The organism is Streptomyces sp. NPDC001393 (assembly GCF_053597455.1).
This window is the reverse complement of record NZ_JBSFIH010000017.1, coordinates 1-14,903: the sequence shown is the minus strand read 5'-3', so window position 1 is coordinate 14,903 and position 14,903 is coordinate 1. Positions and strand designations below refer to the sequence as shown.

Here is a 14,903-nt window from a genome sequence, read left to right as displayed (position 1 = left end):
GAAAGCAAGGGCGCGTGATGCTCCGGATTCGGCAGCTATTCACTCAGCGGCGGACAGTCGACATCGTGGAGGTGACTCGGTTCACGGGCTCTCAGCAGGACGGGCGGAGCACCACTGACACAAGTCGACTGTCGGGTATGGCGCGTTGACGCATACCACTGATGAGGCCCCCCTCTTCCACTCCCCGCGTGGTCAGCGCGCGGAGGTCTACCGGAAACGGATCCCGCGAACAATGGAGCACATGAGCGCGATGCAGTGCGTGGGCTCCCCCTGCCTTGTCGCACTGCCCGACCGGCCACACGTGGATCGCCTCAGCGTTGCCGGTCGAGAGACGTCACTATGCTCACAGTAGGAACTTGCGTCGCAAGAGGGAATGCACACTTCGGGACCCATTTGGCTGGAAGTGGACAGCGCCGGAACCGAACGGCAACCCCTTCACAGAGTCGAGGGAGCCGCGGGCGTCGGCTGGGCCTCCTGCTCGAGGGCGAACGCGTACAGCTTCTTCACCCGCTGCCGGCTCTCCTCGTCGGTGGGCACGTACGTGACCATCCGCGCCCCCAGCTCCGGGTTCAGCCACAGGTCCGTGCGGTCCAGGGTGAGCAGGCCGACGTACGGGTTCAGGAACTGCTTGGTCTTGGTGCGGTTGGTGACGACCTCGTACCGGTCCCAGTTCTCGCGGAACTCAGGTGACGCACACTCCAGCCGCTTGAGCAGCATCTTCCAGGCGGGCTCGCCGAGGTGACCGGCCATGGCGGCGCGCAGCTTCGCGGCCATCAGGCGCCTGGTCTCCTCCAGGTGGACGATCGCGGCCCGCCAGTCCTCGTTGGCGTAGACGAGCATGCTCAGACGCGAAGCAACAGGTTCCACGCGCCGATATCCAAAGCAACCCCTTGACGACTTGGCCTATCGACAACCTGCTGTCCGCCGCAGACTGGGCCGCCTACGCAGCGGCGGTCAGACGCCGGACGAGGTTGTCGTGACGCTCGAAGGCCAGTCCAACACGGTGAGCTCGGGCCATTCCTCGCGCCATCGCGCTGACTTCGTCTCATAGACCGACCGCGGGGCAAGCACCGGGTTCGGGCGGAGGACGAGGTTGAACAGGTCGGAAAGTCCATGCGGCGCATAAACGCGCCACCTTCCCTCGGCCTCCAGACGAACTCCCAGGCAGCACGTCGTCGCAGCGAAGCTGTCGATCGCCGCCTCCGTGGACTCATACGGCGGGCACATGACTCCGAACTTGTCCTCATACCAGAGGTGAACCCGTGCCTCGTTGCGGATTTCCACCTCCGCGGGCAGGCCAGCGAAGATCTCCCGACCAGCCTTGATCACCGCGTCTTCGGCCTCCCAGGACAGATCACCGCTGTCGAAGTAGATGATGTCGTAGTCCTTGATGCCGTTGGTCGGCGGCCTGTCCGTGACCACGTTCCACACGGTCTGGAACAGACACCCTGCCGCCACATACCACCCGGGGAGATCGAAGGTCGCGGCCCGCTCCAGCACCTCCATCAACACCTCGTTTCTGGACAACGCTGCACGCAAGGAGTCGAGTTGCTGGTCAAGAGGGAGTCGGCTGATCACCACTCCTGCCTACCACAGCCCACCCACGAGCGGGCCGGATAGCCCCCACGGGCCTCTCGCCCCGGAGGCATTCAGAGATTTTCAGTGCCCGACCCCACTATCCACCCGGATCAACGACACCGACCGGTTCAGTCAGCGTCACGGACATGTAGTCTATGAATCGTCGCAGTTCAGAGCCGGTATCCGGGCTTCTGCGGTCGGTAATGTCGAATACAAGCGTTCGACTGATGCGGGCGTGATCAACCAGGGCCTGTACTACATGGCGTGGCTCACGGCCCACAAGGACGCCTTCCGGAACCTGGTCCGCGACCGGCTCGGGGCCCCGGCCGCGTCCCAGATCCTGTGGAGCGCACCCCGGCTGATCTGCATCGCCGGCGACTTCACCCGCTACGACGCCCACGCCGTGCGCGAGCACCGACGCAGCATCGACCTGGTCCGCTACCGCTTCTTCGGCAACGACCACATCGGGCTTGAGACCGTGGCCTCCGTCACGGGGCACTCGGCCACGCCCAAGCGGGTCCGCCAGCGGGCCTGCCCGCGGACGGCGGGGATATGTTCACCGCCCGGATCGGCTACCTGATCACCACCGGGCCCACCGGCGATCTGGCACGCGCCCGCGCCGAGCAGGCCGCCCGTGCCCTCACCGTCCAGCTCACCCCCGCCGCTGCGGGTCCGGCCGCGTGAGGCGGACACCCGCGGCCGTACGGGCCAGCCTTCGCCTGCTGACCGGGTATTTCGCCGGTCTCGGTGTGGTCATGGCGGTGTGGGGCGCCCGGATGCCCGCCGTCCAGCAGACCGCCCACCTGAGCACCGCAGACCTGGCGCTGGTGCTGCTGACCGCCGCGCTCGGCATGGTCACCGGCCTGCAGACCGGCGGCCGGCTGGCCCGGCCCGACCGTCTTCCTGCCCTGCTGACCACCGGCGCCGTCGCTCTGGCCGGGTGCCTGGCCCTGCTGGGCCAATGCCGCACCCTGCTCTCGCTGCTGGTGGCGGCATGGGCCTTCGGGATCGCCCACGGGGTGGCGGACGTGGCCGCCAACTCGGCGGCGGTGCGCTGCCAGAACGCCGCCGGCCGGCCGATCATGTCCGGCCTGCACGCCGCGTACTCCCTCGGTGCGCTCGGCGGCGCCGCCCTGGCCGCCGCCACCGCCCACACCCCGCACCGCACCCTCTTCCTCACCACCGGCTTGTTCCTCGCCGGCCTTGCCCTCGCCGCGACTCCGGTCACCCGCTCCCTCAGCGGAACCGATCAGGTCCCGGTGTCGCCCGTGGCGCAACCGGCGCTCTCGGCAAGGACGTTGTGGCTGCTGGGCGCGCTGGCCGCCGCGAGCCTGCTGGGGGAGGGGGCGGCAGCCGACTGGGCCGCAGTCCACCTGCACAGCCTGGGCGCCCCCGCGGCCGTGAGCGCTGCCGCGTTCGCCCTCTACAGCACGGCCATGGCCGCCGGACGCCTGACCGGCGACCGCCTCACCCAAGCCTTCAGCGCTCCCACCATCGTCCGTGCCGGCGCGCTCCTGGCGGCGGCCGGGCTCACCACCGGCGTCCTGTCCGCCACGGTGCCGCTGGCGCTGGCCGGCTGGACGGCCTTGGGCCTTGGCCTGTCCATCACCGTCCCCTGCCTGATCACCGCCGCCGGAGTCGGGGGCCCCAGGGCCGTGGCCACCGTCGCGGTCACCGGCTACGCCGGACTGCTCGCCGGCCCCGCCCTCATCGGCGCCCTCGCCACCGTCACCACCCTGCCCACCGCCCTGCTGCTGCCCGCCCTGCTCGCGGCCGTCGTCGCCGCCCTGTCCCGCAAAGCCCTGGAGACCCCCACCCCGTGACCTTCCCTGCTTCCCCGACCCGCGTCGACGCCCTCCTCCTCGACTACAACGGTTAGGTCCAGTGTCCGTACCTGTCTCAGCTCGTTGACGGGGTGAACGGCGAGGTGGCGCTGGGCTGTTAGGTTCCGCGGTCGTTACGACCAGCGGCGGGAGTGCGATGCCTTACTTCTTCACCTCATCCAGCCATCTGACCCGGCACCAGAAGGCGCTGGGCGAACTCGGCTTCGATGTGTCTGAGCTGCTGTCCGGGCCAGCGACATTGCCGGAGGGCACGCCGTTCTTCGTGGACGAGAACATGTACCCGGTCGAGCCGATGTGCTCATACTTCTTTGATCTCGCCCGACACGTGGGCTCGGAGAGCCTTCGTGACTACGCGTACGACCTGATGGGGCTGGAGGACTTCCTGGCCCGGGTGCTGGATCCGCCGACGGATCTGTTGTCGGCGACTGAGGCGGACCTGGTCGCCTTCCGGTGGTGGCGTACGCAGTTGGCGCCGGCTCCGGTCGGGCCGGCGACGTGGCGGCGCAACCGTACGGCGATCAACGGGTTCTACGAGTGGGCGCTCGGTACGGGTCTGCTGGAGCGGAGACCGTACGCTCGGCGCCGCAGTGGGCGGGATGCCTTGTCGTGGGGAGCGGCTGCCGATCTGGATGTGCGGCATCTTTCGCGGGCGCAGTACGTGATGCTGCACCGGGTCGGTCTCGGAGGTGATCTCCCGGACGGCAGTGCGGATCCGGGTTTCCGGCGTGCGGGCCGGCTGCGGAACATGGCGGGCGCGGACCTGGCTGTGACGACGGGTATGCGGTTGCGGGAGTTCAGCTGCCTGTTGGACATGGAGGTGCCGCGCCCGTGCCCGGGGGCCGGTGCGGTTCCGGTGGCGTTGGGGGCGATCGCGAAGTACGGCTTTGCCCGGGTGGTGATGGTGCAGCAGGCGGTGTTGCGGTCGTTGGAGCTGTACCGCCGTACCGAGCGTGCCGCTCAGGTGGCACGCAGCCACGGGGCGCTGTGGCGGCGGCGCGCGGAACTGTTCGTGGTGGACGACGTCGATGAGCGGCGGATGCGGGTGTCCGGGCTCCTCCATGGCCGTCGGCGGTCGTTCGAGGTGGTGGCGATGCCGGCGCCGCTGCGGCGGATTGCGGTGCTGGAGGGAGAGCGAGGGCTGGAGTCGCTGGGGTTGTTCGTGGGCCGGGGCGGTGGGGTGCTGTCTGCGTCGCGCTGGCAGCAGGTGTTCGATGCGGCGGCCGAGCGTGCCCGTCGACTGTCGGAGGCGTCGGGCGGGGTGGAGATGCCGCGCAGGGTCCGGCTGCACGATCTGCGGCACACGTTCGCGGTGTTCATGCTGCGGCTGTTGACGGAGCAGGTCGTTGAGGACGAGCGGCGCCGCCGGGAGGCGGGTGGGTCGGGGGTGTGGCTGCTGCAGCACATGGCCCGGTCGCCGCTGTTGATCCTGCAGCGGCTGCTGGGGCATCGCGATCCGCGGTCCACGATGAAGTATCTGCGCTACCTGGAGGACGTCAGCGCGATCGTGACGCGGGCGGTGGAGGAGTGGACGCGGGAGGACCGCACGCTCGCCGACTACGCCCTGCAGTGTGCTGGCCGTGACGGTGGTGGTGTGTGATGCCGCGGCGCGGGGAACGGCGATTGGTACCGGGTCAGCGGGTAGAGCCCGTGGGGGTGGTGGCGGAGCCCGCGCGAGTGGGGGTGCGGGAGGTGGAGCGTGCTTCCCGCCGGGATGGCACGGTATGCCGGGTGGATCCCGGCCGGTTCGCCTGCCGCCTGCTGGCGGCGGAGTTGGCCGACGAGTGGGTGCTGTACTGCCGGACGCGGGCCTTGCGGGGGCCTGACAGGCCCGCGCGAGCGGTGCGGTCCTTCGTCGCGTTCGCCGACGCCTGGCTGGCCGAGCGGGGGATCGGTCCGCAGCCTGTGCGGCTGGCCGGGGGACCGGCGGACCTCACGGAGATCATCTACGAGTGGGAGCACGACCTGCGCCGCGTCCATCCCTCTCCGTCGAAACGCGGCTACGAACTGGCGTCGAGTCTGCTGGCGCTACTCGAGCAGCGGTCCGTGCGGGAAGGGGACCTGCCACCGAAGCTCGCCGCCCGGGCGCAGGCGCCGCCACTGTTCGGGAAGCCGGCTGAACCGCCGCCGCTTGAGGAGTTCAGCCAGGCCGAGCGCCTTGCGCTGCGGGATGCGGCCCGCCGCGATATCCGGGCCGTCGAGCGCCGTTTGGCCGCGGGCCGGGCCTTGCTGGAGACAGGATGTGATCCTCGGCAGGGTGGCTGGGAGAAGGTGGCGAACCTGGTCTGGGCGGTGCACCAGGGCCTGCTGAAGACGACGGTGCTGCGTGCCCATCTGCCGACGTCCCCTGGGCGCTGGCCCACCGAAATCCGGCAGGTCGCCGGGGACGCAGGCCCATCATGGGCCCCGCAGGCGCTGCTAGCGGGCCTTGCAGCGATGGTGTTCCCGCGCGAGTTGGATCTGCAGCCGTTTCGGGTGTTGCTGCTGCTGGCCATGGACGAGTGCACACCGGAGGAACTCCTCGATCTCGCCTTGGACGACGTCGAGTTCACCGACGGCGGGGTGCGTCTTGCGCAGACCAAGCACCGGGCCGGACGGATCCGGCGCCGTCTGCACACCGGTCCGGTGGCCGACACCGGGGAGGGGGCCGCATTCGAGGGGGAGGGCCGCTGGGATGTGCCCGGGCTGCTGCGCCGCCTGTTCGCGATCACGGACCCGGTCCGGCACGCCTACCCGGACGTCGTCGGCTGGCTGTGGGTGACGGTGGAGCCCTCCGGCGCCGGCCGGGCGCGGGTACGGGGACGGCGGGCCGAGTTCGTCCTGGAGGGGCGTCGGCTGACCGACTGGATCACCCGGCAGTGCCGGCCGGACGGTCGCGCGTTGGAGATCACGGCGCCGCACGATGCGCGAAGACTGCGCAAGACGGCCAAGATCGCACGGGTGGTCGCGCTGGGCGGCACGATCGCCGACCTGGCGGGCGATGACCACCACGTGGAGGTCTTCCGCCGCCACTACGCGCACGGCACTACGGCGCACGTCCTGGCCGGGAGGGCCGTCACCACGGCTCAGCAGAAGGTGTTCGCGTCGCTGACCCGACCGGTCTTCGCCGACGAGGAGGCCGTGGCCGAGCTGACGGAGCCCGAGGTGAGTGCCGCGCTGGGCCTGGATGAGGACACCGCCGGAGCGATGCGGGACGGGCAGCTGGACATGGGACTGGTCAACTGCCGCGACCCCTACGCCTCTCCGCACACTCCGGCGGGCTCGGTGTGCCATGTCGCGCCGGCGATGTGCATGCTGTGCCGCAACGCGGTCGTCTTCCCCTCCCACCTGCCGCGGCTGGTGCTGCTCGCCGAGCACATCGATCAGATGCGTAGCCGGCTCACCCCGCCCCAGTGGCAGGCGCTGTGGGGGCGCCAGGCCGCCGCACTGGCGCAACTGTTCGACGAATGCGCTGCGGCGATGCCGGACGCCCGCCGCGCGGCCCAAGAAGGCCGTGCCCGACTCCACCTCCCCCTCGGCATGCGCACGGAGTACGACCGGTGAGCGCCCCCGCCTGCGAAGATTCACGTCTGCCGATTCCCCGGGCGGCCTTCGGCGACGATGAGCCGGTCTTCAAGGCTGCGAACGGACTGCTCGAACAGCATCCAGACCCAGTGCCTCTGTTCAGCGAGCGGGAACGCTGGAGCGGCTCCTGCCTGCGCCGGCCGAGCAACGTCATCCCGGGCAACTGGCGGATCACATTCCCCACCTTCGACGCGGCATGGAACCTGCGGGCCAGGGAGGTCGCCTTTGCCCTGCTCAACCCCACCCACCCTGTCCTGCGGAACGCCGGCGTCTACCGCCCCGCCCAGCCGACCTACTTGTCCACGGTGCGACAGCTGATCGAGCGCCTCGGAGCACTGGGGCGCTGGGCCATCGCCCAGAACCAGCCCAGCCTCCTCCCGCACTGGAACGAGGACACGCTCACTGCGTTCCTGGCCTCCCGTCTACAGGCCGGCGTGGTCCGGGAGCGCTCCCTGGTCCCCTACCGGTCCATGCTCACCGCCCTGTACGACCTGCATCCCGTGCTGACTGGTGGAGGACTCGTCGTCGACCCGGCACGGTCAGTCGTCGTGGGCGCGGCCCGCACCACACCGACCCCGACCGTCGAACCGGCCGTATGGTGGCCGCTGCTGCGGGCCGCCTGGACCTACATCGACTCCTTCGCCGACGACATCCTCACCGCCCGGGACCAGGCTCTCGCCCGGCCCACGCGCCCCGCCACGGCCGGACCGTCACCTGCGCGGCCGAGCATCGACGAACGGCTGGACGCCTGGCTCGACGACCCGACGACCCGGATTCCCGTGCACGCCGCAGCATTCCGAACCAGCCCGGTGGGCACCCCGATGTGGTCGGTGATCAGCCTGCTGATCACGCACGGCACCAACGAGCACGCTCTGGGCACCTCGCGCCCGTCCGCCACCGCGCGCCGTCGCCGCGTCCTGACCGAAGCCGCCCGCGGACGTACCGTCGCCCTCACGCCCGGCCAGGCCGAGCAGATGCTCGCCGTCACCCGTCAACCCCACGCCACGTCCACCCGGACGCCCCAGCGCACGCAGACCGAACTCGACGCCACCCTTAAGACATGGCTCGCCGAACCCGGCCACCTCATCCCCGTACAGGAGACGATCCACACCACCGCCCAAGGAGACCGGGTTCTCCGCACCCCTCGCTGGTCGCTTCTGGCCACCCTCGTCTACGGCCCCGGCGGACCGCGCACCATCTCACCGAGTTCGTCGGCCTCCCGCCGACGCCGCGCAATCGCCCAGGCCGCCGTTGACGCGGGCCAGTACCAGGTACTGGCGGGACAGGCCCGCGCCGCCGACCTGCCCCACCCCACACCGCACTTCACCGTCGTGCAACGTGCCGACGGCACCCACGGCCCGTGGCGCACCCAGCTGACCGACCGCAACCTCGGCGAAGAACTACGGGCCCTGCAAGGCGCCGTGTACTGCTTCGTGGCAGCGCTGTCGATGATGCGCGACTCCGAGATCCAGGAGATCCGCCGCGGAGCCCTCACCCACCACTACGGCACCCCCGCCCTGCGCTCGTACAAGCTGAAGAACGAGCCCGAACCGCTCGAGGAGAAGTGGTGGATCATCCAGCCCGTCGCCACCGCCCTGACCGTCCTCGAACGCCTGTCACAGCACCCCACCCACCTGTTCACCACCTTAGCCACCCCCGGCACCTCGGGCCGCGGCCGGGGAACGGGCCGGCGCGGCCTCAGCGCCCCGTACGTCATCGACACCTTCATCGCCCACGTCAACGCCCACCGCCACACCACCGGCCTCGACGCCATTCCCGACGCGCGGGTGCGACCACACCAGTTCCGCAAGACCATGTCCGTCATCTGCGCTCAGGAGCCCGACGGGGAGATCGCGCTCGGCATCCAGCTCAAACACGCCGCCCGCCGGATCCTGGCCAACCCCACCACCCACTCCTACGCCGCCCCCGACGGCGCCTGGATGCGCGAGTTCGACGACCGACTCGCCACCGCCGCAGCCACCAAACTCACCAGCCTGCTCACCGCCCGCACCACCGGCTCCCCCATCGCCGTCGGCCCCGCGGCGGCCCGCCTGCACGCCGGCCTCGACCGCGCCGCCGCTCAACTCCCCGCCCCCGCAGACCCGCAGCCACCGGCAGGGCTCCAAGCACTCGCCGCTGATCCGCGCACAGTTGCCGATCTCATCCGGTCCGAACTCCCCGAGCTGCACTTCGGCACCCTCAACCACTGCCTATGGCAGCCGGAATGGGCCGAATGCACCAAGCAACTCCCAGAGAAGGAGGGCAGTGCGCCACTCATCGGGGCATGCCAGCCCGCACGCTGCCGCAACTCCGCCGTCACCGCCGATCACGCCCCCGTCTGGCTGGCCGAACAACACGACCTCACCCAGCAGCTACGCGACCGCCGCCTGCCACCCGCCCGTCGAGCAGCCCTCCAAGCCCGCCTCGACGACGTCGAAACCATCACCACTGCCCTCACCCAGGACCAGTAAATGGCCGTCTCCCCAACCACCGAAACCAAACTCCGCGCCGCCATGACCCGCCTCCTGGCCGGACAGCCCCAGCACACCGACGGAGCCCTGACCAAGGAAAACCTCGCCCGCGAAGCCGGCGTCAGCCACGCCACCGTCCACCGCGCCACCGACGTTCTCGCTGAATGGAACACCCACGTCCCCCACCCCACCAGACGCACCCCCGGCGAACGCGCCCGTGACGAGACCCTCAACAACCTGCGCGCCCAGCTGACCCAGGCCCGCGGCCAAGCGCGCGAACTCCAGGGCCAGCTCGACGCCCTGGCCACCGTCGCCGCGCACCTGTACGCCGAGAACCTGGCCCTGCGCTGGCGCCTGCACGGCTCTCCTCCTACCGCGGCATACGGAGACCCACCGCCGGTGGGTTAGTCATCACGCAGCTCAACTGTGGTGGAGAAGCCATCCCGCAACTTGTCCAGGCATCTGGTCATATTCTCAATCCTTCGGCCAGTGGCCCGAGGGAGAGGACGTGTCCCCGCGGTGTCGCGTGTGCTGGTCACAGGCACACGTACCGGCACCGCGCCCGCAGCGGGCCTGATGCCCGCTATGGGATGGGCCCCCGCTGGGCGGGATCGCGTCGGCGGCCAGGTCGACGGGCAGCGCGAAATACAGCGAAGCGTCGTGTCCGGAGTCGGATGGGGCGAGCGCGCCCCTGTTTCAGGCGAGCATGGTGATGACGTCGACCGGATTGGCGAGGGTGTCTCGGATGGCCGAACGCTTCTGGACGAGAGCGATGACCTTGTCGAGCTGCTGACGATCAGCGTCGGGGGCGTCAAGGTGGACATTGATGCGGATCTGCTGGATTCCTGGACGGACCGACTCGTCGATGCCCAAGAACCCGCGCATGTCGATGTCGCCTTCGACCTCCAGGCGGATCCCGTTCAGCTTGATGCCTCGCAGGGCGGCCTGGGTGGTGATGGTGACGCCGTAGCAGCCGGCGAGTGCGTGCAACACGTACTCGGCGGGCGAGGGCGCGGTGTCGGTGCCCAGCGCCGCAACAGGTTCGTCGGTGGCCATATCGAACTTCGCGACACGGGTCTCGTCGCGCTCGCCGCCCTGGGTCAGGGCACCCGTGTGCGTGGTGATCCGGTAGCCGCCCTGCCACGAACCGTTGACCACGAAAGTGGCCCGGGCGGACGGGGGATCACTCCGCAGTGTGTCGATGCTGCGCTGCAGTGCATCGACGTCAATCTCGTTGATGACGGACATCGCTATCAACTCCTTGCGAGCAGATGTGAAATGGGTGCATTGCGGAGCGGCGGCCGCCGCCGAATACGCCTGAACGGTCTTCCCGGCGGCGGCTCGTCGCGTCAGGTCAAGGGGTGGGGTTCTCGGCCTGGTCGAAGAACTTCATGGCCATGAAGCCATGCGCGTAGCTGCCGCCCGCGCGTAGCGCCGCCGCGATCATGATCGTCTCTGCCAGTTCCTGCTGGGTGGCACCCGCGGCGTGCGCGGCCTTGGTGTGCGCCTCGATGCAGTACGCGCACTGGGTGGTCAGTGCCACGGCCACCGCCATGAGCTCGGTGTGCTTGGGCGAGATGACGTTGTTGCTGCCGCGAAGTACCTGGCTGTCCCAGGCCATGAACGCCTTGAAGGATTCGGGGGCGCCGGCGCGGATGTGCTTGGCGTACTGGTGGTCGGTGTGTTCGTGGTAGGACACGCTGCGGGCTCCTGTGCGGAAGGGGGGACGAAGAGGGCGGGTCAGTAGATGTTGCGTCCGGCCCTGACGCCGCCGTCGACGTCCCAGGTGGCGCCGGTGACCCAGTCGGCCTGGTCGGACAGGAGGAACGCCACCGTGGGGGCGACGTCGTCGGGGGTTCCGACGCGGCCAAGGGGGTGGAAGCTGTTGAGCGCGTCGAGTGCGGAGTCGATTTCGTCCTTGGGGATGAACGCCTCGTAGATCGGGGTGCGGACAACGGCGGGGGCGACGGTATTGACCCGGATGCCGTACGGGGCGAGCTCCATGGCCAGGTGCTGGGTGAGGGAGTGCAGGCCGGCCTTGGCAACGGAGTACGCGGAGGAGGGGGTGGCGGCCATGGCCTGGTGGGCGAGCATGCCTCCGATGTTCACGATGGCGCCCTTGTTGCCGCGGGCGATGATGTTGCTGGCGACGGTCTGGGTCACGAAGAAGAAGGCCCGGGTGATGGCCTGGTAGCGGTCGTAGTCCCCCTCGGTGTGCTCCAGGAAGGACTTCGGCTCGAAGATCCCGGCGGCGTTGACGAGGAGGGTGGCGTCGGCGTGTTCTTCGGTCAGGGTGTCTCGCAGGCGGTCCACGGCAGAGGGGTCGAACAGGTCGGCGGCCAGACCAATGGCCTTGCCGTACTGGGCCAGGTCCGCAGCCGCCTCTGCGGCGCTGTGCTCGGTCCGGCCGGTGACGACGGCGCTTCCACCGCCCTCGAGGACACGGCGGGCGACAGCAAGCCCCATACCACTGGTGCCGCCGATGACGACAATCTTCTGCCCGGTGAAGTCGAGGGTGTCCCTGGACATTGACGTTCTCCTGAGTTTGGTTCTTCACGAGCTGGCGGCAGGAAACGGAACACTGCCAACGTGGCCAGGCACACGCTCCGGAATTGTCGCGCGCATCACACGTCTCCTCCTACCGGGAATAGGACAGAGGCCCCAGTTCTCGATATGCGCCTACCGCGAAGAATGAATGACTGTTCCAACCCGGACCGGCAGGCCGGCAACCCGGGAATGTCTTAGACCGTAGGCCGCCCCGAGCGGATCCGGTAGAGGTTCATCGGGAATGCGGATATAATCAGTGATTATGGCAAGGGAAGGAGACCCGTGAACATCGAGTCGTTGCGCTACGCCCAGACCGTCTCCCGGACGAAGTCCTTCAGCGCCGCCGCACGGGCTTACGGGGTGACCCAGCCTGCCCTTTCGAACGGTGTCGCACGGCTGGAGGGCGAGCTCGGCGTGAAGCTCTTCGACCGCTCACCGCGCGGGGTCAAACCCACGGAACACGGCGCACGCATCCTGCCCCTGATCGATCACGTTCTGGGTTCCCTCGACACGCTTGCCGCCGAGGCTCAGCGGCTGGCCAGTCCAGGCACCGACACGATCCGCATGGGCGTGTCACCCCTGATCGGTGCAGAACTCGTCGCCCGCGCCTTCGATGCCGCGCGCACCCTGAAGCGTCCACACGACCTCGTCCTGCGCGAGGCCGACCTCGAACCCCTCAGCGAGGATCTGCAGGCGGGCCGACTGGACATCGTGCTCGTCCCGGCCGTGCCCGGGATGCCCACCCTGCGACACCGCGTGATCGCCCGCGAACCCGTGGTCGTGATCGACCCCGCGGCTACGATCAACAGCCCGGTCGAACTCGAGGCCGTGGCCGACGCCGCCTACATCCTCGGCCCCTCCACCTGCGGCCTGACCACCTTCACCACCGAGCTCTTCCGCAGCAACGACGTGACGCTGCGCACATACCCGGGCGAGGCCGCCAGCTTCCGAGCGGTGGACGAATGGGCGGCGATGGGCCTGGGAGCGGCGCTTCTGCCTCGTTCCAAGGTCGCCCACCAGCACGCCAGTTGCCGCCCGCTCCTGCGGGCCGGTATACCCGTCGAGATCGACTACGAGGCCGTCTGGGACTGCGACACGCCCCTCGGAGCCGACCTGGAGGACTTCGTCAGGGCACTCGCCGAGGCTGGGGAAGTCGCTGTGGAGGCCGTGCTCGGCACAACGTCGAGCGATCATCAGAGGTAATGACTGGCGCCACGCCAAGACGCCCGGTTTGTTCTCTGGCCGTGGGTGGGCGAATTCACTTTGATTCAGCGCCCTGGGTAGCTCTCTGTCTGCTTCGAGCGCCGCGTTGCACCATCAATTCCTGCCACGATCCTTACAGCAACCTACCGCTGAGACACACCGCCCGAGAACGAGTTCCGAGAGCTCAACGAACCCACCTCGCACCACACCCGATCCACTCCCAGAGAAATGAAGACGTTCGCCGCGGTGGCTCCGCTCCCGGGCATTCTGGCTGTCAGGAGTGATGATATGGACGAGAGCGGGCTGATCAAGGTGCGGGCATATGGCCACGACCTGCCTGACGGGGAACTGCTAGCGCTGGCAGGCCGCACTTGCGAACCCTTCTTCGGCGCCTCGACGGGACTTTCAGGGCCGACCGTGCGGCATTGCGGCTGAGTGGCTGTCCCCAGTTCGGAAGTGGGCCCAGCGGTCATCGCCTAATTGACAACGGCTACCACAATGAGGTGGAGATCAGCGGCAACCGCAACGACGTCACCCAGCCCCTGCTACTGCTACTGCTCGATGCCGTCCCTCCCGTCCGTGGCCCCGTCCGTGGCCGCGTCGGATGGGCGCGGCGAAAACACGGTCCGGGCTCGCGGCATCGTCCTCGCGATCGCCCGGCGCGGAACACAGCACGGCGCTGGCCTGGGCACCTAACCGCTGGAGGTTGTCCCGTAACCGGTGGGGCGGTCCCTGGGCGCCTTATTGTGGTAGCCGTTGCAAGGCGTAGTCACCGGCCTGGCTGGCGTTGGGTGATTTCCTGAAGCAGCCAACCATTGCCGTCCGGGTCGCGGAAGGTGGCGTAGGAGGCATAGGAGGTTCGGTCGGGATTAGGGCCGGCGAGCCGCTCCTGGCCAGCGCCGTTGTGCACGGCATCTCCGCCCTCATGGCCGTGATGGAGTAGCCCTCCGGCATCATGGAACACCTCGCTCACCTTGATGCCGCGGCCGACGAGTTCCGCCCGCGCCTGCTCGACGTCCGGGACAATGAGGTAAAGGCCCTGGGCCGAGCCCGGCTCGGCGGAGGTCATGCCCTTGCCGAAGATGACGGAGCACGCTGAGCCGGGCGGCGTGAAGTGCACCAACCGGTAGTCGTCACTGAACGTGTTGTCGACGTCCAAGCGGAATCCCAGCGTCTCGTAGAAACTCTTGGCCTGGTCGACATCGGAAACCGGCACTACTATTACCTCAAGCTTCAAATCCATCTTTCTCGCCTTTCTTGAATCGGATTCCGGCAGAATGCGATACAAATTAAGCAAGTGCAGATCTGAGGCCCGATTCATATCCTGGCAGAGGGAGATTTGGGAAGACGGCTGACGTGGGCCCTGCCAGTGTCCCTCGCGCGTGACTGCAGCGCATCCGGGAAACCCGCTTCGCACCTGTACAGGCTGGCTGAAACGCCTGACTGAGGCGCGTCACTGCCCCACGCCACCTCGTAGGCGATCTTTACGGGGTCCCATCGTGGAGGTGGGCGCGGCGGCTCGGACGCTCGCCGCCCGCTCCTCCACCGCACGGAGGCTGGCGGCTTCGCCGGGGTGGGTACGGAGGGCCCGGTCGTGAATGTTAAGAGATTGTCTCACGTGGCGAGTTTCGCGAGTTTCTTGTAGCAGGTCAGGGCGGCGGCCAGGCCGAGGAAGGCGAGGAAGTGGGAGCCCTTTCGC

13 protein-coding genes and 2 pseudogenes are annotated in these 14,903 nt (G+C 68.8%); 9 read left to right on the top strand and 6 right to left on the bottom strand.

The genetic code is table 11. The features are described from left to right. Positions 1-435 precede the first annotated feature (435 nt). Positions 436-840 (bottom strand): MmyB family transcriptional regulator, encoded by a 405-nt coding sequence (locus ACWC2T_RS19860; RefSeq protein ID WP_450671647.1) that lies wholly within the window; start codon positions 838-840, stop codon positions 436-438. A 114-nt stretch (positions 841-954) separates the two neighbouring features. Next, positions 955-1,578, bottom strand: a complete 624-nt coding sequence (locus ACWC2T_RS19855; RefSeq protein ID WP_450671646.1) for a nucleotidyltransferase family protein — start codon at positions 1,576-1,578, stop codon at positions 955-957. 205 nt (positions 1,579-1,783) lie between these two features. On the opposite strand from ACWC2T_RS19855, the pseudogene ACWC2T_RS19850 reads away from it, so the two are divergent. The 7 genes and pseudogenes from ACWC2T_RS19850 to ACWC2T_RS19820 form a co-directional block, all read left to right on the top strand. After that, a pseudogene (locus ACWC2T_RS19850) lies at positions 1,784-2,125 on the top strand (transporter); the annotation flags it as partial. Positions 2,126-2,130: 5 nt separating this feature from the next. Then, positions 2,131-2,262, top strand: coding sequence for a hypothetical protein (locus ACWC2T_RS19845; RefSeq protein WP_450671645.1), 132 nt, complete (start codon positions 2,131-2,133; stop codon positions 2,260-2,262). Between the two features lie 71 nt (positions 2,263-2,333). After that, positions 2,334-3,401 carry an MFS transporter gene (locus tag ACWC2T_RS19840; RefSeq protein ID WP_450671761.1) on the top strand — a complete coding sequence of 356 codons (1,068 nt, stop codon included), beginning with the start codon at positions 2,334-2,336 and terminating at the stop codon, positions 3,399-3,401. A 157-nt stretch (positions 3,402-3,558) separates the two neighbouring features. Next, entirely contained in the window at positions 3,559-5,019 is a 1,461-nt protein-coding gene (locus ACWC2T_RS19835) for a tyrosine-type recombinase/integrase (RefSeq protein ID WP_450671644.1), read from the top strand. A gap of 131 nt (positions 5,020-5,150) precedes the next feature. Beyond that, positions 5,151-6,962 (top strand): hypothetical protein, encoded by a 1,812-nt coding sequence (locus tag ACWC2T_RS19830; protein WP_450671643.1) that lies wholly within the window; start codon positions 5,151-5,153, stop codon positions 6,960-6,962. 110 nt (positions 6,963-7,072) lie between these two features. Then, entirely contained in the window at positions 7,073-9,454 is a 2,382-nt protein-coding gene (locus ACWC2T_RS19825) for a hypothetical protein (RefSeq protein ID WP_450671642.1), read from the top strand. Next, a complete protein-coding gene (locus tag ACWC2T_RS19820) occupies positions 9,455-9,862 on the top strand; it encodes a hypothetical protein (RefSeq protein ID WP_450671641.1) in 408 nt (135 codons plus the stop codon). 288 nt (positions 9,863-10,150) lie between these two features. On the opposite strand, the gene ACWC2T_RS19815 is transcribed toward ACWC2T_RS19820, so the two are convergent. The 3 genes from ACWC2T_RS19815 to ACWC2T_RS19805 form a co-directional block, all read right to left on the bottom strand. Further along, positions 10,151-10,702 carry an OsmC family protein gene (locus ACWC2T_RS19815; RefSeq protein WP_450671640.1) on the bottom strand — a complete coding sequence of 184 codons (552 nt, stop codon included), beginning with the start codon at positions 10,700-10,702 and terminating at the stop codon, positions 10,151-10,153. A 106-nt stretch (positions 10,703-10,808) separates the two neighbouring features. Then, positions 10,809-11,153 (bottom strand): carboxymuconolactone decarboxylase family protein, encoded by a 345-nt coding sequence (locus ACWC2T_RS19810; protein WP_450671639.1) that lies wholly within the window; start codon positions 11,151-11,153, stop codon positions 10,809-10,811. A gap of 41 nt (positions 11,154-11,194) precedes the next feature. Further along, the gene (locus ACWC2T_RS19805; RefSeq protein ID WP_450671638.1) at positions 11,195-11,983 is read right to left on the bottom strand and encodes an SDR family NAD(P)-dependent oxidoreductase; all 789 of its coding nucleotides are present in this window, start codon (positions 11,981-11,983) and stop codon (positions 11,195-11,197) included. Between the two features lie 300 nt (positions 11,984-12,283). On the opposite strand from ACWC2T_RS19805, the gene ACWC2T_RS19800 reads away from it, so the two are divergent. Further along, a complete protein-coding gene (locus tag ACWC2T_RS19800) occupies positions 12,284-13,204 on the top strand; it encodes a LysR family transcriptional regulator (protein ID WP_450671637.1) in 921 nt (306 codons plus the stop codon). A gap of 452 nt (positions 13,205-13,656) precedes the next feature. Further along, positions 13,657-13,897 (top strand): annotated as a pseudogene (locus ACWC2T_RS19795) (IS5/IS1182 family transposase); the annotation flags it as partial. A 76-nt stretch (positions 13,898-13,973) separates the two neighbouring features. Here ACWC2T_RS19795 and ACWC2T_RS19790 read toward each other — a convergent pair. Further along, a complete protein-coding gene (locus ACWC2T_RS19790) occupies positions 13,974-14,447 on the bottom strand; it encodes a VOC family protein (RefSeq protein ID WP_450671636.1) in 474 nt (157 codons plus the stop codon). Between the last annotated feature and the right edge of the window lie 456 nt (positions 14,448-14,903).